At 55.8% G+C, this 21,011-nt stretch carries 20 protein-coding genes; 3 read left to right on the forward strand and 17 right to left on the reverse strand.

The annotated features are described in order from the left end of the window. Positions 1 to 36 precede the first annotated feature (36 nt). The 11 genes from Q0835_RS17530 to Q0835_RS17580 all read right to left on the reverse strand — a co-directional run bounded on the left by Q0835_RS17530 (position 37) and on the right by Q0835_RS17580 (position 10,869). Positions 37 to 375 (reverse strand): hypothetical protein, encoded by a 339-nt coding sequence (locus tag Q0835_RS17530; RefSeq protein WP_298821534.1) that lies wholly within the window; start codon positions 373 to 375, stop codon positions 37 to 39. Between the two features lie 31 nt (positions 376 to 406). After that, entirely contained in the window at positions 407 to 952 is a 546-nt protein-coding gene (locus tag Q0835_RS17535; protein ID WP_298963423.1) for an ATP-binding protein, read from the reverse strand. Positions 953 to 955: 3 nt separating this feature from the next. Then, positions 956 to 3,364, reverse strand: coding sequence for a SpoIIE family protein phosphatase (locus Q0835_RS17540; protein WP_298963427.1), 2,409 nt, complete (start codon positions 3,362 to 3,364; stop codon positions 956 to 958). Further along, a complete protein-coding gene (locus Q0835_RS17545) occupies positions 3,361 to 4,539 on the reverse strand; it encodes a class I SAM-dependent methyltransferase (protein WP_298821542.1) in 1,179 nt (392 codons plus the stop codon). The genes Q0835_RS17540 and Q0835_RS17545 overlap by 4 nt, the downstream gene beginning before the upstream one ends. Then, the gene (locus Q0835_RS17550; RefSeq protein WP_298821544.1) at positions 4,536 to 5,057 is read right to left on the reverse strand and encodes a ubiquinone biosynthesis methyltransferase UbiE; all 522 of its coding nucleotides are present in this window, start codon (positions 5,055 to 5,057) and stop codon (positions 4,536 to 4,538) included. The genes Q0835_RS17545 and Q0835_RS17550 overlap by 4 nt, the downstream gene beginning before the upstream one ends. Positions 5,058 to 5,380: 323 nt before the next feature. Beyond that, complete coding sequence (locus Q0835_RS17555; protein WP_298821546.1) at positions 5,381 to 6,481, reverse strand: branched-chain amino acid ABC transporter substrate-binding protein; 1,101 nt, start codon at positions 6,479 to 6,481, stop codon at positions 5,381 to 5,383. 165 nt (positions 6,482 to 6,646) lie between these two features. Further along, positions 6,647 to 7,015, reverse strand: a complete 369-nt coding sequence (locus Q0835_RS17560) for a DUF6867 family protein (RefSeq protein WP_298821547.1) — start codon at positions 7,013 to 7,015, stop codon at positions 6,647 to 6,649. Positions 7,016 to 7,025: 10 nt separating this feature from the next. Then, entirely contained in the window at positions 7,026 to 7,757 is a 732-nt protein-coding gene (locus Q0835_RS17565; protein WP_298963429.1) for an ABC transporter ATP-binding protein, read from the reverse strand. Then, entirely contained in the window at positions 7,754 to 8,599 is an 846-nt protein-coding gene (locus tag Q0835_RS17570; RefSeq protein ID WP_298963431.1) for an ABC transporter ATP-binding protein, read from the reverse strand. Before Q0835_RS17570 ends, Q0835_RS17565 begins: the two co-directional genes overlap by 4 nt. After that, the gene (gene livM / locus Q0835_RS17575) at positions 8,596 to 9,930 is read right to left on the reverse strand and encodes a high-affinity branched-chain amino acid ABC transporter permease LivM (protein ID WP_298821550.1); all 1,335 of its coding nucleotides are present in this window, start codon (positions 9,928 to 9,930) and stop codon (positions 8,596 to 8,598) included. The genes Q0835_RS17570 and livM overlap by 4 nt, the downstream gene beginning before the upstream one ends. Positions 9,931 to 9,933: 3 nt before the next feature. Next, positions 9,934 to 10,869: a branched-chain amino acid ABC transporter permease LivH gene (locus Q0835_RS17580; protein WP_265680070.1), complete on the reverse strand. Its 936-nt coding sequence runs from the start codon at positions 10,867 to 10,869 to the stop codon at positions 9,934 to 9,936. A 314-nt stretch (positions 10,870 to 11,183) separates the two neighbouring features. Between Q0835_RS17580 and Q0835_RS17585 the strand changes: the two genes are divergently transcribed. The 3 genes from Q0835_RS17585 to Q0835_RS17595 all read left to right on the forward strand — a co-directional run bounded on the left by Q0835_RS17585 (position 11,184) and on the right by Q0835_RS17595 (position 14,752). Then, complete coding sequence (locus Q0835_RS17585; protein WP_298963433.1) at positions 11,184 to 12,065, forward strand: substrate-binding domain-containing protein; 882 nt, start codon at positions 11,184 to 11,186, stop codon at positions 12,063 to 12,065. An 18-nt stretch (positions 12,066 to 12,083) separates the two neighbouring features. Further along, complete coding sequence (tsaA, locus tag Q0835_RS17590) at positions 12,084 to 12,557, forward strand: tRNA (N6-threonylcarbamoyladenosine(37)-N6)-methyltransferase TrmO (protein ID WP_298963436.1); 474 nt, start codon at positions 12,084 to 12,086, stop codon at positions 12,555 to 12,557. Positions 12,558 to 12,646: 89 nt separating this feature from the next. Further along, complete coding sequence (locus Q0835_RS17595; protein ID WP_298963438.1) at positions 12,647 to 14,752, forward strand: 3-hydroxyacyl-CoA dehydrogenase NAD-binding domain-containing protein; 2,106 nt, start codon at positions 12,647 to 12,649, stop codon at positions 14,750 to 14,752. Between the two features lie 15 nt (positions 14,753 to 14,767). Here Q0835_RS17595 and Q0835_RS17600 read toward each other — a convergent pair whose 3' ends face one another. Genes Q0835_RS17600 through Q0835_RS17625 form a run of 6 tightly spaced genes read right to left on the reverse strand, consistent with a single transcriptional unit; the run spans position 14,768 to position 20,977 of the window. After that, a complete protein-coding gene (locus Q0835_RS17600; RefSeq protein ID WP_298963439.1) occupies positions 14,768 to 15,799 on the reverse strand; it encodes a phosphotransferase family protein in 1,032 nt (343 codons plus the stop codon). 3 nt (positions 15,800 to 15,802) lie between these two features. Then, the gene (locus Q0835_RS17605) at positions 15,803 to 17,038 is read right to left on the reverse strand and encodes an acyl-CoA dehydrogenase family protein (RefSeq protein ID WP_298963538.1); all 1,236 of its coding nucleotides are present in this window, start codon (positions 17,036 to 17,038) and stop codon (positions 15,803 to 15,805) included. A 21-nt stretch (positions 17,039 to 17,059) separates the two neighbouring features. After that, positions 17,060 to 18,046, reverse strand: a complete 987-nt coding sequence (locus tag Q0835_RS17610; protein ID WP_298963441.1) for a nitronate monooxygenase family protein — start codon at positions 18,044 to 18,046, stop codon at positions 17,060 to 17,062. Beyond that, positions 18,040 to 18,540: a MaoC family dehydratase gene (locus tag Q0835_RS17615; RefSeq protein ID WP_298821568.1), complete on the reverse strand. Its 501-nt coding sequence runs from the start codon at positions 18,538 to 18,540 to the stop codon at positions 18,040 to 18,042. The genes Q0835_RS17610 and Q0835_RS17615 overlap by 7 nt, the downstream gene beginning before the upstream one ends. Next, on the reverse strand, positions 18,537 to 19,361 hold the full coding sequence (locus Q0835_RS17620; RefSeq protein ID WP_298821678.1) for an SDR family oxidoreductase: 825 nt from the start codon (positions 19,359 to 19,361) through the stop codon (positions 18,537 to 18,539). Before Q0835_RS17620 ends, Q0835_RS17615 begins: the two co-directional genes overlap by 4 nt. Further along, on the reverse strand, positions 19,355 to 20,977 hold the full coding sequence (locus Q0835_RS17625) for a long-chain fatty acid--CoA ligase (protein ID WP_298963443.1): 1,623 nt from the start codon (positions 20,975 to 20,977) through the stop codon (positions 19,355 to 19,357). The genes Q0835_RS17620 and Q0835_RS17625 overlap by 7 nt, the downstream gene beginning before the upstream one ends. Positions 20,978 to 21,011: the final 34 nt, after the last annotated feature.

A 21,011-nucleotide genomic window follows, 5' to 3' on the forward strand; every position in this document is an offset into this window, starting at 1 on the left:
GCATGGGGCTCTGTCGGTCAGATGTCCAAAACGCCGTCAGGAAATCGTCAGTTCCAGCGCCGGGTGCAGCCGTTGAAGGTTGCGGAGGGACTTGGATTGCCAGGGGATGCTCTTGGAGCCGAGAACGCGGACGCCGACGTCCGGCTGTTTCCGGATTTCGATTGTAAACTTTGCAAAGAGATTGATGCCGGAACTGTTCAGAAACTCAAGACCGGTCAGATCAAGCGTGATGAGATCAGGTTTGGACCCGAGAACGGAGTTCATGATTTCAAGTATCGGCGCATAGGCTTCCGTACCTGAAAGCCGCATGGTGCCTTCATAGTGGATGGACGCACCTTCAGTCCAAACGCGGTAATCGTTGGTGCTGATTTCCATGTTGGTTTCTTCCTTTGGAATAAGTCAGCGATCAGGAAAGTCGCAATGAGGCAAACGTGGTCAGCTTTACGCCTTCACTTACATGCTCGCGGAGGAAAGACCAGCCCAATTTGGCCTCGTAGTCGCTCATGAGCGTAAGCAGGCCGAGGCCTGAGCCGGTCGAGTCGGGATTAAGGGCATTTTCTTCGATTTTCTCCAACAAGAGCTCACCGGGGTCGCGCTCCAGGAGTTCGCGCAGAAGCTCCTGAAAACGTGACGCCGTCTCATTGTCGATCTTGTTGACGATCTGAATCTCAAACGTTTCTCCCAGGAGACTGCTGTCGATGGCGATGTCGCCGCCATATCGGAATTTGACCGCGTTCTCGAGGATCTCGTTGATCATGTAACTGATGCTGTGGCGGGCATCGACCGGGTCGACATCTCCGGGACAGGCCCGGCTGAAATACTCACCGATGAAATCCGATGTCACACCGCAATGATGCCAGCTGAGTTCCAATGGCTCGGCCATCAACTTCAGGCAGAACCGCGTCGCGTCGCCGCCGTTTGAAGAATGAGTATGTCCAAAATCCTCGACCATGACCTACCTGTGCTTCAAAACCACGAGCGTGATATCGTCAAATACCTTATATTCACCGATGTGCATCTTGACGTCATCTATGACGGCTTCAGCGATACCCTTTGCCGTTTTGTGGCGATTGCTGTGGGCACTCTCGCTCAACCGATCCAGACCAAACATGTTTCCAGCCGCGTTTTCAGCTTCGGTGATGCCATCGGTGTGAAGGATCAGAATATCGTCCGGACCGAAACTCAAATCCAGCGTCGCGACAAACGCGGAGATATCTGCTTCCAATCCGACCGGGAACCCGAGATCCATGGTGTCGATACGCTCGGTCTCGCCAGTTGATCGGATGATCAGCACTTCTTCATGCTGGCCGGACAGCGTCACCTTGCCATCAATGTAGTCGACAAATGCAAGGGTCAGATGTTTGTCGGATTTGGTCCGTGTGATGTTCTTGTAGACAGCCCGGTTGAGCACATCCAGAAACGCGATCGGGTCCTTGTCACCCTTTTCCTGCAAGGCGCGGGCGACTGACTGAACCATCAGCATCAGAACTCCGCTTTCCAAGCCGTGGCCGGTCACATCACCGATACCCACCTTGATGTGTTCGCCATCAAAGAGCACGTCGTAGTAGTCGCCACCAACCTCATCGGCCGGTTCCATGAAGGCCGCAATTTCGATTTGCGGGATGATCTCCAGCTCACTGCGACGCGGAAGCACCATCTCCTGAATGCGCTTGGCGACATCAAGTTCCGCGCCCAGACGCACATTCTCCGACTTGAGCCGCTTGTTAAGAGCACCGATTTCCTTGTTCGCTGTTTCGAGCTTCTTCGTTCGCTCGTCGACCAGGTTCTCAAGGTTTTCGGTATGGAAGCTGATCTCTTCGGCCATGCGGTTGAAGGCAAGTCCGGCAGCTGCCACTTCATCGCGGGTCGGGATATCCACCCTGACGGAGTAGTCCTTGTTTTGCAGTGCACGAGCTGCACCGGCCAGCTGCGACAAGCCTTTGGTGATCCGGCCGGAAATGGCATAAACGGCAACGGTCACGATCACCAAGCTGATCAGAAGCGCCGCGATCTGCCAATAAACGATCCGCTCAGTCGCCTCGGACAACTCCAACTGCACGGCTGTCAACGGTGCATAGATCTCATCCTTGGCAACCATGAAGCCAAGTGTCAGATTTTCCGAAACAATCGTTTCCCCATTCCAGAGATTGATGGGCGAAAGTTCCTTCAGAACAACGATATATCCTTCGCCCGTCTCTTCGTTGAAATCGCCATCGCCGCCGAGCGTTATGGAATCGATGACCGTGCCCGTATTGTGCGGCAGCTCAAGATTTGCAACCTCAGGGAAACGGCTCTTTCCAAGGAGCCGATCGATCCCTGTCACGCCCTGGCCTTCACCACCGACGGAGACGAGACCAAGCGTTTCCGCTCCGGCTTCGCTCACAGCGATGACATTCCCGGCCGACGATGTGAGAAAACCAAAGCCGGTTTCAGCGATCTTTACATTTTCCACCAGATTGGAAAGCTGATCGAGCGTGATGTCCACGGCTGCCATGCCGGCGACATCTGAACGGTCTGCGGTCCACAACGGATAAAAGAAGCTCACGATGCGCGCACCGGTGATCGCATCAATATAGGGGTCCGTACCCACGATATCGCGGTCAACCGGCCGATTGCCCGGGTCCTTGATCCAGCTTTGCCAGCCCTCATAGACGCCTGGAAAGAAAAAATCCCAGAAGTTGTCTTCATTGTGGCCGGGATAAAGCTTGTCGAATGTCTGCGCCTGGTCGGTATACGGCGTTGTGCGCATGATCGGCTTGTCTTTCGGGCCGACATAATACATCTGCAGCTTTGGCGAACCGGTCTTCAGGATACCTGGTGCAATCAGATTAAAAGCGGAGCTGTCTGATATCTGTGCCTCGACCTCGGGCAGCGGATTGCCCTCGTCATCCAGCAGATACCCCCAGACGCTGACAACAGATTCCCCCGGAGAATTCTGTGACCAGCCAGCCTGCGGATTGTAAACCAGCTTGTCGCCAAGCTTAGGGTCTGCTTCGACAGTCCTGCCGACATTGGTGCCGGTCTGAGGATTGTCAATCAGCGTCTGCATGGCGCCGCCAAGCGCTTCAACCTCGGAAAAAACCTGATCGAGTAGCAGATCGGTTCTGAGCGCTGTCGTGTCGATATAGGTCCGCAGATACTCTTCCGTGGCGCTGGTGAGGCCGGTCGCGACCTTCTCGGTCGCATCATTGGACAAACGTTGCACATTCCAGATGGCAACGCCGCCCGCCAACATGAGATCGAACAGAACCGCCGCACCGACGACCGCAATGAATTTGGCCCGAAAACTGTGCCTCGAAAACCGGCCAACTGATTGCCCGTCCTGCGGATCCGGAGCCTCAGTCCCTACATGTGTGACACTCATTTTGGTTTCCGTCCCGAAGCGACCCAGATCGGCCAGCCTGCATATCCTCGTGGATGCTTGGCCGCGAAGATATGATCCTGGAAACCCTGCCTGAATTCGCGGATTTGCTCTTCACTGTCGCCACGCTCGACAGCCATCTTGCCGGCATAGACATCTTCCCAGGACTGGATAATATCGGCGAAATCCTGAGGATCACCGTCCAGGTTGGTCACCATGAACGATTCCATCTGAATATCTTCAAGGCCTGCATCGATCAGATACCGCCGGCTCTTGGGGCCAAGCTCGATATCCATGTTGAAGTGGGCCCAAAGCCGCGCGACTTCATTGTAGGTGCGCTGGATCGATTCCGATCTCGGTTCACCAAGACAGTGGGAGTTTTTCTCGTTGGTGATGTAAATGCGTCCGCCCGGCTTGCAGATGCGCAGCAGCTCCTGAAGGATCAGTTCGGGCCGGTCGAACACCTGAAGGGAATGGCGGCAGGTGACGAAGTCGAACTGGTCGCTTTCCAGCAGCATTTCAGAAGCATCACCAAACACATAGTCGATACCGCGAATGCCGAAATCCGTCGCGACCTTGCGCGCATAGTCGAGACTGGACCGACTGTGATCCAGAGCGACCAGCCGATCGGGCTGAAATTCCTTTTGCAAGAGAACCGCGAAGTCCCCGATACCGCAGCAGATGTCTGCTACCTGCAATCCGGGTTCCAGGCCATGGCGCTGCAAGATGGCCCGTTCATGACGCCATGTCAGTTTGGTCTGCGTGCGCAAAATCGGGATAAAGCCGCCCTCTTCCAGGAACGTCTGACCCGGATAAAACTCGTTGTCGTATTCACCGACGGTGATGTTTTCGGACATGGTCTCGAGCACCGCGAATTTGCGGGTCGCCCAGCCAACCACGCTCGAGGTTGTCACGTGCACTTTCAGATCGCTGCGCCCGCGCACCAGGTCCAGGATCTTGCCCGCGAAGGCATGAAAAGCGACATTGTTCATGCGCACCAGCCGGCGCACATTGACATAGAAGCGCCCGCTGACGCCGGAAACGGAGTTTTCAAGCGCGGAAATGCAGCTGTTCATTTCTTCGCTGCGCTGCGGCCTCAAGCTGCCGTGCAATGAAAATTCCTGGTCGTTTTCGTTGAAATTCCACTGAAATCCTTGCGAAATACTGTCAGCGATCATTCTGTTTCGTCCTCAAGCGCCAATTCAGCGACAAGACACATACGGCCATTTTCAAGCCTGTCGATTGTCAAACGCGCACCGTAGTCGACACCCAGTTCCAGCAGTCCAAGGCCTGCATCCGGTTCGTCTTCCGTGAACAATGCTTCCAGATAAAGTGCTTCCGCATCCGAGGCCTGCACCTTTTCAATAGCTTGCCGGTAAGTCTCGAATGTTGGTTGATCTGCAGGAAAGGTCAGCTCTATCCGGTCGTGGTTGCCTTGACGGCGCACCGCGCATTCAAGCTTGCCGTCTTCTCCATGAACGCGGAATACAGTTTCCAGGAGTTCGTTCAAGGCGGATGAATAGAGATTTGAAAAAAGCAGCGAATCCAGCCGATTGTGGCTGACCATTCGGGCCAGATAACCCGACATCAGATCGCAATGCGCCCAATCAGAGCAAAAATCCTTGATATCCAAGTCCATATGGAGCATCTGCGGCACGTCGGAATTCAATGACATGCCTTCAGAAGTCGCCTGCATTTCTATTCCCCCGTTGGCATAGTCCCTTGCACCCTTATGCGGAGTGTTCGCTGTTTTACACTTTGCACGTAAAAATGCTCTGGTGACACGTGTGTCATCAGTAATTCACTTATTTAATAATAGGGTTTCGCTCATTGTCGGCGATATAGCAACAGCAATCGCATGCAACATTCCATGAAAACACGAGGTAAAGCCTTTTTGGTTTTTTCCTAAGGTTCCAAGTTGCTACTTCGCGCGTCATCATCAAATCCGAAAACAAGAAAACCCGCCCGGAATTATCCGGACGGGCTCAATCGGGTCGTTCCGATCAGTGTGTTGGCAACTTACTTGTAGTCGTACTGACCGTCTTTCCACTCGTACCAGACATAGCCAGGCAGAGAGACATCGCCCTTGTCGTCGAAGGACAAGTCGCCGAGAACGGTTGCGAAATCACCAGCGTTCAGAGCGCCAACGACAGCATCATAGTCCGTGGACTTTGCAGTCGTTGCAGCTGCCGCCCATGCCTGGATCGCCGCATATGTGTACAGAGAGTAGCCTTCTGCGGTTTTACCGGCATCTTCAAGCGCTTTCACGACGGGCGCCGCAATCGGGTTCTTGCGCGGGTCCGGAGAGAAGGTCATCAATGTGCCTTCGCCGGCCGGGCCGGTGATTGACCAATACTCGTCGGTGACGAGCGCATCACCGGAAACGAGGATGGTGTCCATACCCTGGTCAACCATCTGGCGCTTCATCAGACCTGCTTCCGTATGGTAGCCGCCGACATAAAGAACGTCGATTTTATCCTGCTTCAGCTTGGAGACCAGCGCGGTGTAGTCCTTTTCACCGGCGGTGTAGGCTTCGTAAAGAGTTTCCTCTTTACCAAGGCTGTTCATAACGCCTTTGGTGGCGTCGGCCAGGCCCTTGCCGTAGGCAGTTTTGTCGTGAACAACGGCAATGTTCTTGTCGCCGAATTCCTCAGCCAGATAAGTACCGGCAACCTGACCCTGCTGGTCGTCACGACCGCACACGCGAAAGACACCCGGACCAGGACGCTCATCGGTGAATTTCGGGTTGGTGGATGCCGGAGAAATCTGAACGATACCCTCTTCAGCATAAACAGCGGAAGCCGGGATGGACGAACCGGAACAGAAGTGACCGGCCATGAACACAACGCCCTTGCCAACCATCTGGTTTGCAACCGCAACAGCCTGTTTGGGATCGCAGGCATCGTCACCCACTTCCAGAACAAGCTTTTCGCCGTTGACGCCCCCGGCAGCATTGATGTCAGCAACTGCCTGTTCGGCACCAGCTTTCATCTGCGCTCCGAAAGACGCGTACTGACCAGTCATCGGTCCGGCTGTTGCAATCACGATGTCTGCAAGTGCGGCAGTGGACATGGCCACACCAGCAACTGCAGCAACACTCGCCAATAGATATTTTTTCATTGTCAACTCCCCTGGTTCCAGTTTTCTGGACCATTTTGGACACAAAGCCTGCGCTTCCCAAAACGCCTGCTTCAACTTTGGCCGCGGCTAGAACGATTCTTTTCTTATTTCGTCCAGAACCCGGCCGGTTCCCCATGGGCACACAATATGCGCCCCTGGAATTTTTCAGCCCTCAGCGTAACGGTCAGATTGTCCTTCACGCAACCGCCAAGTGAACGGACCTGTTTTTTGGTAAAGCCAAACATACTGTGTTGTCATCTGGTTAGTCCGCGTGAAACGCCAGCCCGCGAGACCGAAGGCAAGCACAACCAGATAATCCACAATCAAGTAATGCACTGACAACAGAGAGCCTTCGAAAAGCGCGAAGGTCAGGAACCTGATTGCCACTGTCAACAAGAACAAGAACCACAGCAACACCCAAATCGGACGCCAGGTGCTGGCGCAGGCGCGCCCCGTCATCCAGGCCGCGCCGCCTCCGAGCCCGCACAGCAGGATCAAAAAGACGCCAAAGTTCGTTTCATAAAGAATACCCATGTCGCGTCTCCTAGTGCCGTCCGCCCTCAAGGTAGGCCGCCTGCACGTCTTCACGCGTCAGCAGCTCCTTACCAGTTCCGGACATGGTGATCTTGCCGTTCACCATCACATATCCACGATGTGCCAGTTTCAGGGCGTGATAGGCATTCTGCTCCACAAGGAACACCGTCAGACCGTCAGTCTGGTTAAGGTCCCTGATCGCATCGAAAATCTGCTTCACGATGATCGGCGCCAGACCGAGGGAGGGCTCATCGAGCAGAAGCAAGCGCGGCTTGGACATGAGCGCCCGGGCAATGGCAAGCATTTGCTGCTCCCCACCGGACAATGTGCCGCCACGCTGGTTTCGCCTTTCCTTCAGGCGCGGGAACAGGTCGAATGCACGATCAAGGCTGCCTTCCACGTCCTCGTTTCCGGCCATTTCCGCACCCATGACAAGATTTTCCATAACGCTCATGCGCGGGAAGATCCTGCGGCCTTCAGGCGACTGCGCAATGGACTTTCGCATAATTTCATGCGTCGGCATGTGTGTGATGTTTTCGCCGTCATAGAGGACTTCGCCAGACGAAGCATGAGGCGTTCCGCATATGGTCATCATCAGGGTGGACTTGCCTGCCCCGTTGGCACCGATCAGGGAAACGATCTCGCCTTTGTCTACCGTCAGGTCGACGCCGCGCAGCGCGATAATCTTACCGTAGTGGGTTTCAACATTCCGGACTTCAAGCATATGGTTCGGGGCTGTCATAGGCCGACCTCCTCTTCCACTGCATCTACTTCTTCATCCGGAACGCCGAGGTAAGCGGCAATCACCTTGGGGTCATCCTTCACTTCGGGTGCGGTGCCGTCGGAGATTTTTTCGCCATAGTCCAGCACCACGACGTGATCGGAGATTTCCATGACGACGCTCATGTCGTGCTCGATAAGAAGGATCGAGGTGTCGTGTTCCTTGCGGATATACTGAAGCAGGGCGTTCAGTTCGGCACTTTCCTTGGGGTTAAGACCTGCAGCCGGTTCGTCAAGGCAAAGAAGTTCTGGACCGGAACACATGGCTCTGGCGATCTCAAGACGGCGTTGATCTCCATATGGCAGATCAGCCGCAGGCGCGTCGGCGCGATCAATCAGTGCAGTTTTTTCCAGCCAGTAGCGAGCCTTTTCAACGGCTTCGCGTTCGGCACTCCGGAAGGAGGACAGACCGAAAATGCCCGCCACCGAATAGCCCGAAGCCAGCATGAGTGGATTGTGCTGCGCCACCATCAGGTTTTCCAGCAGTGTCATTCCGCCGAAAAGCCGAATGTTCTGAAACGTCCGGGCAACCTTAGCACGCGCAGAGATCTGAAAATCGGGCATGCGCTCCAGGAGATAATGCTCACCGTTGGAGCGGTTCATCACCACCCGGCCTTCAGTTGGCTTGTAAAAGCCCGTCACGCAGTTGAAGACGGTCGTCTTGCCGGCACCGTTCGGTCCGATCAAAGCCGTGATATCCCCGCGGCCGACGTTGAAAGACAAATTGTCAACTGCAACCAGTCCACCGAAACGCATGGTCAGGTGCTCGATTGTCAGGACGGGGTTGTTGTCCCAGGAGCTCATCCGTGACCCTCCTGCACCAGATCAGAACTGATCCCCTTGCCCTTCTTGCCACTCAACGTGATTGAAGGATTACGGGTTGAGATCAGACCGCGTGGTTTCCAGACCATGATGATGACCATCAGGAGACCAAAGACGAGCATGCGGTATTCTTCCAGACCGCGGAAGAACTCAAATCCACCGATCATCACGATCGCCGCGATGACAACGCCGATCTGGCTGCCAAGGCCGCCAAGCACGACGATTGCAAGGATCACCGCAGATTCGATGAAGGTGAAACTCTCCGGGGAAATGAAGCCCTGGCGTGTCGCAAAGAAAGATCCGGCAAAACCACCGAACATTGCACCGAGCGCAAATGCAGTCAGCTTGGTGTTGGTGGTGTTGATGCCGAGCGAGCGACAGGCAATTTCATCTTCACGCAAAGCCTCCCAGGCACGTCCGACCGGCAGTTTGCGAAGCCGCATCGTCACGAAATTCGTGATCAGCGCCATGAGCAGGATGAGATAATAAAGGAAGATGATGCGGTGGATCGAGCTGAATTCCAGTCCGAACGTATCGGCGAACCCACCTTCCCCTCTCGTGAATTCGATGCCGAAGAAGCTCGGACGCGGAATACCGGAGATGCCGTCGGGGCCACCGGTAAATTCATACCAGTTGAGCAGTACGACGCGAATGATTTCACCGAATGCCAGGGTCACGATGGCAAGATAATCACCGCGCAGTCGCAACACCGGAAACCCGAGAATGATGCCCCAGAATGCTGCCAGAATGCCGGCAAGCGGAAGGCAGATCCAGAAGGAGAAGCCGAAGTACTCCGCCAGCAACGCATAGGAATAGGCCCCGACTGCGTAGAAAGCGACGTAACCAAGGTCGAGCAACCCGGCCAACCCGACGACAATGTTCAATCCCCAACCGAGCATGACATAAGTCGTCACCAGAATTGCGAGGTCGAGATATTGCCTTGAGCCGCGCGCGCCATAGGCGGACATCAGCAGGAAAGGCAGCACCACGGCCAGCACCAGGAAGATCGGCATGGCATATTTACCGAGCGGTGCAAACGACTGCAAGTTCGGCAGCAGGCTGCCGGCGGTCTGAGTAACGGGCGTATCAGCCTTCCAGACAAAGAGGTTCAGAAGCAGACGGCCACCGAAAACGATGGCCACCGCAACAGCAACAGCTCCCCAGCGGTAGACGATTCCGAGCTGCCCCCCAAGGCCGCTGGCGACTTCAGCCTTCATGCCGATGAGGACTGCAAAGAGCGCGAGCGCTATCAAGCCGCCCGCCGCTGCATCCTTCACCGAATCCATGAAGAAGTTATCGGATTTCACTGACATGGATCAGACCTTCTCCACTTCCGGCTTGCCGAGCAGACCTTCGGGCATGAAGATCAGAACGATTGCAAGGATGGAGAAAGCGGCAACGTCCTTGTATTCGACCGAGAAATATCCGGACCAGAACGTCTCGATCAGGCCAATCAACAGACCGCCCAGCATTGCCCCCGGGAGCGATCCGATCCCGCCGAGCACCGCTGCGGTGAAGGCTTTAACACCCGCAAGAAAGCCGATGTAAAAGTCGATCACGCCGTAGTAGAGCAGGAACATCAAGCCAGCGACTGAGGCGAGGCCGGCACCCATGACGAAGGTCAGCGAAATCGTACGGTCGACATTGATACCGAGCAACGACGCCATTTTTCGGTCCTGTTCGCAAGCCCGTTGCGCGCGTCCGAGAGACGTTTTGTTGATGAGCAGCGTGAAACCGATCATCAGAGCCACGGTGACAACAATGATCAGGATCTGGGTATAAGACAGCTGAACAATAAAACCTGATCCGTCGGCACCACCATCAGTCAGTGTGAAACCGCCGGAAATCAACGGTTGCAACGGCTTGTTGCGCGCTCCTTGAGAGATCTGGACGAAGTTTTGCAGGGCAATGGACGCACCGATCGCGGTGATTAGCGGCGCCAGGCGAAAAGAGCCGCGCAGAGGCCGATAGGCAATGCGCTCAACCGTCCAACCCCAGGCTGCTGTCAGCGCCATGGAAACGATCAGGACGCCGATCAGCGCCAGGATCAAAAGCGCCACAGGCAGGGATGCCGTAATGCCGAGGGTTACAATAAAAATCAGCGCGATAAACGCGCCGACCATGAAAATATCACCATGAGCAAAGTTGATCATTCCGATGATGCCGTACACCATCGTGTAGCCGATAGCGATCAGGCCATAGATCGAACCCAGCGTCACGCCATTGATCAGCTGCTGAAGAAAGTATTCCATATTGTTCTTGTTACCCCCGGAGGCTATTGCCGCTTTTTTAGCGAGGCCTTTTTTGCCTTCATGAAGAAATCATTACCAAGACCGATTTGAAGTGACAATTCCTCTCGCGATAACCGCTTGAGAAAAACACATTTCTCCGTTTTTTGTCCAAATCAGGAAAAATTTCTCGGCAAAGACCCATTCTTACCATTAAAACCCCAGCTCGACGCCGCGCATGGTATGAGCTGCACAACCTCGCTGCACCGGCTGTCTTCGCTGTCAAGCTTGTGCGATGCGCTGATTGACAGTTAGTGTTCCGACAAAAAGCAGGACAGATGTTGCCGGAAAACGACCCTCACGCCCCCCAATTCTTGACCACCAAGGAAGTGGCCGACTTGTTGCGGGTCAAAGAGCGCAAGGTCTACGATCTTGCAGCTGCAGATGAAATCCCACACAGGCGGATCACCGGGAAACTTCTGTTTCCATCTGCCGAGCTTCATGCCTGGATCGAAGGGTCCGGCGAAATCAAACCTGCTGTACGGCCCGATGTTCTGGCAGGGTCTCACGACCCTCTTTTGGATTGGGCAATCAGAGCTTGCGGATGCGGTCTGGCGACGCTTTGCAACGGAAGCCGGGATGGCCTGACAAAATTCGAAGCAGGCACGGCTGCGCTTGCAGGCATTCATCTGCCTGAAGAGAGTGGCTGGAACATAAGCTCGGTAAAGGATCTTGGCGTTTCCGACGCCGTTTTGATCGCCTGGGCTGTCCGCAAACGCGGTCTGCTTGTTTCACCAGACGATGCAGCCAGTGTTCCGTCCATCGCCAGCTTAAGGGGCAAGCGGTTTGCCATGCGGCAACCAGGTGCAGGCGCTGCATTGCTGTTCTCCAGACTTCTTGACGATGAAGGACTGAGCGAAAACGACCTTGCCTGCAGCAAGGATTACGCTCACACGGAAAACGAGGCTGCGGCCATGGTGGCTGCCGGAGAGGCAGATGCCGCCCTTGGGCTCCAGTCCATGGCCCGGCAATTCAAGCTTGCTTTCATCCCACTGATCGACGAACGGTTTGATCTTCTCATCGACAGGCGCTCTTTTTTCACCATGCCTGTTCAGAAGCTTTTCGAATTTGCGCGTTCGCAGGACTTTCAGGACAAGGCCGAAGCGCTCGGCGGATATGCCCTTGAAGAGACGGGTACCGTGCGCTGGCTGTCGGCATAACAAAACAGGCAATATGAAATGAGCGACGTCCGTCCCCACGAAATCATGGTTCCTACGACCGCCCCCGATGATGCCCGCCTTCGCTTCATCGGCAAAATTCATACGCCCTGGAGTGATCGCAAGGACTGTCCAAGGCAAGGAGACATCGACGGCCCGAAGTGCCGGATTGAAGTCTTCGAACCCTGGGTTCCGGCTCTGAAAGGCATCGAAGATTACGACCGGATCGAAATCCTTTATTGGCTCGACAAGGCGCGGCGTGACCTCGTGGTACAGAACCCGGGCCATAGTGACAGTGTATTCGGCACGTTTGCCCTGAGATCTCCAGTAAGACCCAATCCGATAGGTACGGTCCTGGCGAAACTCGTTTCGGTTGACGGAGCAACCTTGGTTGTGCGGGGCCTTGATTGCCTGAACGGCACACCGTTGCTGGATCTGAAACCGGACCGATGCGCCTTCTCGCCCAAAGCTTCGCCAAAGCCTGCAGCAACTTAAGCGGTTCCCTTTGGTCAACTTGACAAGTGTCTCGCGGGACTGACAATCCCGCCCAAAGCCGTTCGGGTGAGCGGCGACGGGAGGTATTTATGCAGTCAGGTTCGCAGACCGGTGTGAATGACGTTGTTTCAATCGAGCGGCATGGACAGACCGCTCTGATTGCCATCCACAATCCACCGGTCAACGCGGCTTCGCACGCCGTGAGATCCGGTCTTTGTGAAGCGCTTGCTACGCTTCAAAACGAACCGGACGTAAAGGCCATCGCACTTTACGGCCATGGCCGGACTTTCATTGCAGGTGCGGACATCAGGGAATTCGGCAAACCGCCACAAGACCCCTGGCTGCCTGACGTCTGCAATATCTTGGAAAACAGCCCGGTGCCGATAGTCTGTGTTCTTCATGGAACCACTTTGGGCGGCGGGTTGGAAGTTGCACTTTCCTGTCATGCGCGCATTGCGCTGAAAGGGACAAGGGTCGGCTTTCCGGAGGTCAATCTCGGCATCCTGCCAGGCGCAGGGGGCACCCAACGGGCACCTCGCCTGGCCGGTATCGGCGCGGCCTTGAACCTTGTGACCAGCGGCAAACCCATTTCAGCCAATGAAGCTCTCCAAATCGGGCTCATCGACAGAATTCAGGACGGAGACCCGCACGAGGTCGCTTTGCAAGCTGCTGAAGAGATTGTCAGAAATATTCTCCAAACCAGGAAAACAGGGACGCTGGCCGTCGAAGCGGACGACAAGGCTCTTGATGATATGCGCAGCTCCCTTCGCAAACGGCAGCCCCACTTGTTTTCACCGCACAAATGCATCGACGCCATTGCTGCTTGTATGCTGCCGATTGAACAGGGGCTGAAGGAAGAACGACGGCTTTACAATCAATGCATGGACAGTCCCCAACGGGCTGGGCTTATTCATGCCTTTTTCGCAGAACGCGCTGTTGCAAAGGTACCCGAAGCCAACGCGACACCAACTGATATCAATGAAATTGGTGTGATTGGCGGCGGCACAATGGGCTCCGGCATTGCGACCGCAGCGTTGCTTGCAGGATTTCCGGTCACACTGACCGAACGCGATGGTGCCGGGCTCGAGCGTGCCAGGGCAACAATTGCCGGCAATCTTGAAGGCGCGGTCAAACGCGGCAAGCTTTCAGCCGAGGCGCGAGACAAGATTCTTGCGGAGAAACTGCATACCGACACCGATTACACAGCCCTCTGCAACGCCGACATGATCATCGAGGCCGCGTTTGAGGACATGACTGTCAAACAGGATATCTTCGGAAGGCTCGATGACGTTGCAAAACCTGGGGCTGTTCTGGCGTCCAACACCTCCTATCTCGATATCAATCAGATCGCTGCGGCAACCCGGAGACCTGAACACGTCCTCGGACTGCATTTCTTTTCACCTGCCCATATCATGCGCCTGATGGAAATCGTCGTCGCCGACAAGACAAGTGCCGAGACGGCAGCGACGGGTTTCTCCCTTGCCAAGAAACTCAGGAAAATTGCCGTTCGGTCGGGCGTTTGTGACGGCTTCATCGGCAACCGCATCATGACGTTTTACAAGAAAGCCGCCGACTACATGATGATGGATGGCGCAGCACCGGAAGAGATCGACAAGGCCATGACCGGTTTCGGTTTTGCCATGGGGCCCTACCAGGTTGCCGACCTCGCAGGTCTTGACATTAGCTGGGCTGCCAACAAACGCCGCGCGGCAACACGTCCGTCCGAGGAAAGATACATTCCAATTGCCGACAGCCTTTGTGAAAAGGGCTGGTTTGGGCGCAAAACCGGAAAAGGCTTCTATCTCTATGGGCCCGAAGGTCCACGTCCCAACCCGGACGCGCTCTCAATTGTTGACCAGGAACGCAGCAAAGCCGGCGTGAGGCCACGCCCCTTTGCGGCTGAGGAAATCACTGACCGTTTCATGACCGCGATGATCCTGGAGGCAACCAGGGTCTTGGAAGAAGGCATTGCCCTGCGTCCTATCGACATTGATGCCGTGTTTCTGTTCGGATACGGCTTTCCCCGCTTCCGCGGCGGTCCAATGCACACGGCAGACCAGATAGGCGCTGAAGAAATCGTCAGAAGGATCGAAGCCTATGCCTCCGAGGATGGCTACTACTGGCAGGTTCCGGGTCTTCTCCGCAAACTCGCAAAAGACGGCGGAACTTTCGCAGAGATGAACGGCAACGCCTGAGGAGGCCAGGCACCCTTAGACGGTCTGAGTTGCCGCAAGACCGCCGGACGCGTAGTCCGGGACACTGGCCCCGAGTTTCAGGCCAAGTTCCGGATTGGAGGCATTTCCGTCCAACGCCCGTTTCTTGACACCTTGCAGGATGGCTCCCATCCGGAAAAAGCAGAAGGCAAGGTAGAAACCAAACCCGGGAATGCCAGGCAGGCCCATACGTTCACAATAGCTGTCGATAAAAACCTGGTCCTCCGGCAGGCCCAACGCTGATCTGTCAACACCAGCCAGACCGCGCCCTTCCGCGCCGGGCGGGCGCTGCCATTGCATGATCAACGCCGCAAGATCGGCAAACGGATGTCCGATTGTCGACAGCTCCCAATCAAGAACTGCAACACAGGCGACACCGTTTTCGTCGAACAACAGATTATCAATGCGATAATCTCCATGGACCAGGGTCCGGTTGCCGTCGTCATCCGGGACATTGTTGTCCAACCAGCTTATCAGCTCGTCCATCGCAGCAATGGTTCCGGTCTCGCTGGAACGATACTGCTTGCTCCACCGATCAATCTGCCGTCGGTAATAGTTACCCGCGGGGCCGAAGTCCGAAAGGCCACGCGCAGCCAAATCAATTGAATGAATGGCGGCAAGAACCCGGTTCATCTCCGCATAGATGCCCGCCCGCGCTTCGCGATCCAGCTCCGGCAAACGCGGATCATCGAAATTTCGGCCCCTGACACATTCCATCACATAAAAGGAAGAGCCGATAATGTCGATGTCCTCGCACAGAACATGCATGTTTGCGACCGGCACATCCGATCCGGCAAGCGCTCTTTGAACCCTGAATTCTCGATCAACAGCATGCGCTGACTTGAGCAGCTCACCTGGAGGTTTTCGGCGCAATACATAGTGCCCAGAGGATGCCTTGAGGTGAAACGTCGGATTGGATTGCCCTCGATTGAACTTTTCTGCCTGGACCGGGCCAGCAAATCCAGTCAAATGCTGCTCCAGCCAGAGGGCCGCTGCGTCGATATCCAGGTCGCTTCCCTTGCCTGACACCGGTCAAACCTTGCTGTTGGTGTGTTTCTTCAACTCCGCCCTGGCGACCTGACGGCGATGAACAGCATCCGGACCATCAGCAAATCGCAATGTCCGCAGATTGGTCCACATGCCGGCAAGCGGAAAATCCTGGCTTATGCCGGCAGCGCCATGCATCTGCATGGCTTCATCGACAACCTTGAGCGCCATCAAGGGCGCGACAACCTTGATCTGGCTGATCCAGGGTTGGGCCGCACGTGTGCCTACTGTATCCATCTTCCAGGCCGCTTTCAGGCACAATAGCCTGGCCATTTCGATTTCCATGCGCGCATTCGCGATGATGTCGTAATTCGCGCCCAGATCGACCAGTTTCTTGCCAAAGGCCTCGCGGTCCAGGGCACGTTTGCACAAAAGCTCCAGAGCCTTTTCAGCCTGGCCAATTGCCCGCATACAATGATGAATTCGACCCGGGCCGAGACGCCCCTGAGCCACTTCAAAGCCGCGTCCCTGACCCAGTACCAGATCGGTTTCAGGCACGCGCACATCTGTGAAACGAATATGCATATGGCCATGAGGTGCGTCGTCTGCTCCAAAAACCCGCATCGGGCGCAAGATTTCAATACCCGTTGCGTCAGCAGGCACAAGAAACATGGAATGACGGGAATGCTTTTGTGCATCCGGATCGGTTTTGGCCATGACGATATAAAGGCTGCAGCGCGGGTCGCCAGCGCCCGTCGCCCACCACTTTTCGCCATTGAGCACCCACGCATCACCGTCCTGAACCGCCTCAAGCGCCACGTTGACGGCATCGGAGGAGGCGACGTTCGGTTCTGTCATCAGATAGGCAGACCGTATCTCCCCTTCCAGCAACGGCTTCAGCCAACGCTGCTTGTGAGCGTCGGAACCATAGCGTTCCAGAACCTCCATGTTGCCGGTATCGGGCGCGTTGCAATTGAACACTTCAGCCGCGATTCCGGCTTTTCCCATCTCTTCTGCCAGATAGGCATATTCCACCGTCGTTAGCCCGAAGCCCCGGTCACTGTCGGTGAGCCAGAAATTCCATAGTCCGCGTTGTTTTGCCAAAGCTTTCAGATGATCGAGGATTTCCAGCTGCCGCTCTGTCATCCGAAAACGGTTGCCGCTCGGATGGCGACCGACCTCTTCGTGATATTCCTGATCGAGTGGCGCAATTTCGGTTTCGACCATTTGCCGGACGTTTTCGATCAGCGGGCGTACCCGGTCGGAGATACCCAGATCCATGTTGGCCAATATCTCTCTCCCTCAAATCAACTCAGAGCGCAGCCGGGTTAGGGCGGTGCGGAATTCCATTTCCAGCCTGTCGACCACTTCGGACGCAGGACCGACGGACTTTATCGCACCGATGCCCTGTCCCGCACCCCAGATCTCCCGCCAGGCCTTGGGCAGCTTGCTGTCATCGGGCATCACGCTGACTTCCCAGGTTCCGGGAAGCGCGTCTGGATCGAGACCCACCTTCCGAATGGAATCTTTCAAATAATTGGCTGGATGTCCGGTGAAGAGCTTTGACGTCATGACGTCCTCCGCACCACCGGTCACCATCATGTCCTTATAGGCCTGTTCGGCGTTGGCTTCATCTGTTGCAACAAAGGGCGATCCTACATAGCCGAGATCAGCACCTAGAACTTTTACTGCCAAAAGCGCTTCGCCGGTCGAGACAGCGCCACCCAGAAGCAACGGTCCGTCGAACCATTCTCGAATTTCCCGCACAAGAGCAAATGGCGACTGCGGCCCTCCATGGCCACCGGCACCCGAACAGACCGCAATCAGACCGTCAGCCCCCTTGTCGACCGCCTTGCGGGCATAGGTATTGTTGATGACATCGTGCAAGGCAATGCCTCCACAGGAGTGCGCAGCATCGTTGACCTCAACACGAGCACCCATGGAAGTGATCCAGATCGGCACCTTCCAACGCGCGCAGATTTCAACATCCCTTTCCAGACGCTCATTGGACCGATGAACAATCTGATTGACTGCAAATGGCGCTGCCGGACAGTCCGGGTGTGCCTGATTGTGGCGGTCCAGTGCTTCGGTAATCTGCTGAAGCCAGACTTCGAGCATCACCGGGCCTCCCGGCTCATCCCGCGCATTCAAGGCCGGAAAGCTGCCGACAATGCCCGATATGCATTGTGCGATAACCAAATCGGGGCAGGACACAATGAAGAGAGGGGCTGCCACAGCGGGCAGACGCAAATTTTGCAAGGCTGGCGGTAATCGCCGGTCACTCAGCATTCTATATCCTCGGCATCCTTTGCCAGAAAAAACCGGTTGAGCCAGCTTGCCACCAATGCCGGACGCCGTGCGTCGGCAATCTCCACCGTTGCATCCCAAACAACATCGATTTCAGCCGTCTTTGGCCGTGTCAAACCGGCAAGCACAAACCGCCCGCGCACGTTGTCGCCACACCGAACCGGCGTCAGGAAGCGGACCTTGTCAAACCCGTAGTTGATGCCGATCTGCGAACCGATGATTGTCGGCTGCGCCTCCTGAGCCATTGCGGAGAGCAACGATAGTGTGAGAAAGCCGTGCGCAATCGTCCCGCCAAACGTCGTTTTCTCCGCTCTTTCCGGATCGACATGGATGAACTGGTGATCGTTGGTGACATTTGCGAAGGCATCAATCATCGCTTGATCGATCTGCTGCCAGCTGGACACGCCAACTTCCTGACCAACCTTCTGTTCCAGTTCCCCAACTGTGAGCGCCTGAGCCGACAGCAATACAGTCACTCATACGCCTCCTGGAAAAGATCCGGACCCGTTTCGACATTGATACCGCCACTGATCGGCAAAATTGCCCCGGTCACGTATGAGCCACCGGGTCCGCACAGATATTGCAATGCTGCGGCAATATCCTGCGGCCGGCCGACACGGCCAAGCGGGACCTGCGCCCCGACCCGCTTGCGGACTTCCTCGTCCGCAGTGGCGAATGCTGTCATGTTGCTGATGAATGGACCAGGTGCCAGCGCATTCACCGTGATGCGCTTTTCCGCAAGTTCCTTGGCCAGGATACGCGTCAAGTGATGCACAGCCGCCTTGGAAGCCGCGTAGCTGTATGCCCGGTCACCATGTGCCGTTTCGCCCATCACGGAACCCACGTTGATGACGCGCGCAGGGTTGTCGTCACTTGCCGAGGCTTCCAGCAGCGGAAGCAACGACTGCGTCAGATGAAAAAGACCGGTGACATTGACGCGCATCACCCTATCCCAGGCGTGATACGGAAACGAACCAAGCGGCGTGCCCCAACTGGTGCCCGCATTGTTCATCAGGATATTCAACCTGTCCGTTCGATCGCCGAGCAATCGCACCAGCGCGTCTATACCCTCTTCGCTCGAAACATCCCCGCCAAAGCCGATTGCCTCCCCCGAATAGCCCAGCAAATTCAAGGCATCGGCTGCAGAAGTACACGCTTCTTCCCTGCGGCTGACGATAAACACCTTCGCGCCGGCGGCCATCAAGCCTTCAGCGGCCATTCTACCGATGCCTGTTGCTCCTCCGGTTACAAGGGCAATCTGTCCTTCTAGGCCAAACACGCTGTCAGGCCTCATGATGTCCCCTCAGAATAGTGTTTTCTCAAGGTGAGCTTTGAGACCTTGCCTGTCGCCGTGAGCGGAAGCGTATCCACAAATACGACATCGTCCGGCAGTTGCCATTTGGCGACGCGCTCCGCCAGCCGGTCCAAGATATCCTGCTTTTGAGGTTGCGCGCCTTCACGGGCCTGCACAATCAGCAGCGGTCGCTCGTCCCATTTAGGGTCCGGCACAGCAATGACGGCACAGTTGGCAATGCCCGGATGCGACATGACGATGTTTTCAAGATCGAGCGAGCTGATCCATTCTCCGCCCGACTTGATCAAATCCTTGGAACGGTCGGTGATATGCAAGAAACCATCGGGATCAATGGATGCAATGTCACCGGTGCAAAACCAGCCTTCTGAATCAAAAACAGGCTTGGATGCTGCCTCGTTCTCAAAATATCCGGAGGTGATCGTATTGCCCCTTACATAGAGATGGCCAGGAGTTGAGCCGTCATGCGGCAGACGATTGCCGTTGTCGTCAACGATTTTGAGATCGACCCCAAAAACGCGCCTTCCCTGAGACTGCTTCCGGTCGACACGCTGGTCAACCGGCATCCCGTCCATGGAAGGTGGCAGATTGCACTGGGTGCCGAGCGGGCTCATCTCCGTCATTCCCCAGGCATGGCAGACGTTGACATTCTTTTGTTCAAAGGCATCGATCAGGGATCGGGAGGCGGCGGACCCGCCCACCACAATGTCCGAGAACCCGTCCGGTAAGTGGCCGCGCTGGTTGATCTCGTTCAAGAGCCCGAGCCAAACGGTCGGTACACCCCAAGCCGACACAACCTTTTCACCATCCATCAGGTCGAAAAGGCTTTTGCCATCGAGCGCCCCACCTGGAAAGATAAGGCTGGCGCCCGCCAGGGGCGCAGCATAGGGAAGCCCCCAGGCATTAACGTGAAACAGGGGAACGACAGGCAGAATACGAACGCCTTCGCGCAAGACCTTGGGGATCGTCACACACAGACTTAATGCATGCAAGACCGTTGAACGGTGGGAAAACAGCGTGCCCTTTGGGTTTCCCGTTGTGCCGGAGGTATAACAAAGACCGGCAGCCTGATCTTCTGGAAAGTCCAGCCAGTCGATTTCCTGCGGTTGTCCGTCCAGAAGCTCTTCATAGCAAAGCGCGCCTTCAAGCGTTGTCTCGGGCATATGCGCCCTGTCGGTCATTACGACGACTTGAAGGTTTTCCGGCAACTGCGCCCGCAGCTTTTCGACAATGGGCACAAAGGTCAGGTCCACAAAGAGAACGCGATCTTTGGCGTGACCGACAATATAGGTCATCTGCTCGGCGGACAGTCTCGGATTGATGGTGTGGCATACAGCGCCTGATCCGGAGATGGCATAGTAAAGCTCAAAATGCCGATAGCCGTTCCAGGCAAGCGTTGCCACCCGATCACCTTCCTTCACACCGAGCGCTGTCAAAGCGTGCGCAAGCTGTGCAATCCGGCCGGCAGTTTCCCGGTACGTCGTCCGGTGAATGTCACCTTCAGTCCGTACGGAGATGAGCTCTGCAGACGGGTGATTTTCCGCTGCGAACGTGATGAGGTCCGCGATTTTCAGCGGACGGTGCATCATCATGCCCTTCATGTGTTTCCTCCCAGAACACGCCCACGATTTTCGC

Source organism: uncultured Roseibium sp., from assembly GCF_947499295.1.
GTDB lineage: Bacteria > Pseudomonadota > Alphaproteobacteria > Rhizobiales > Stappiaceae > Roseibium.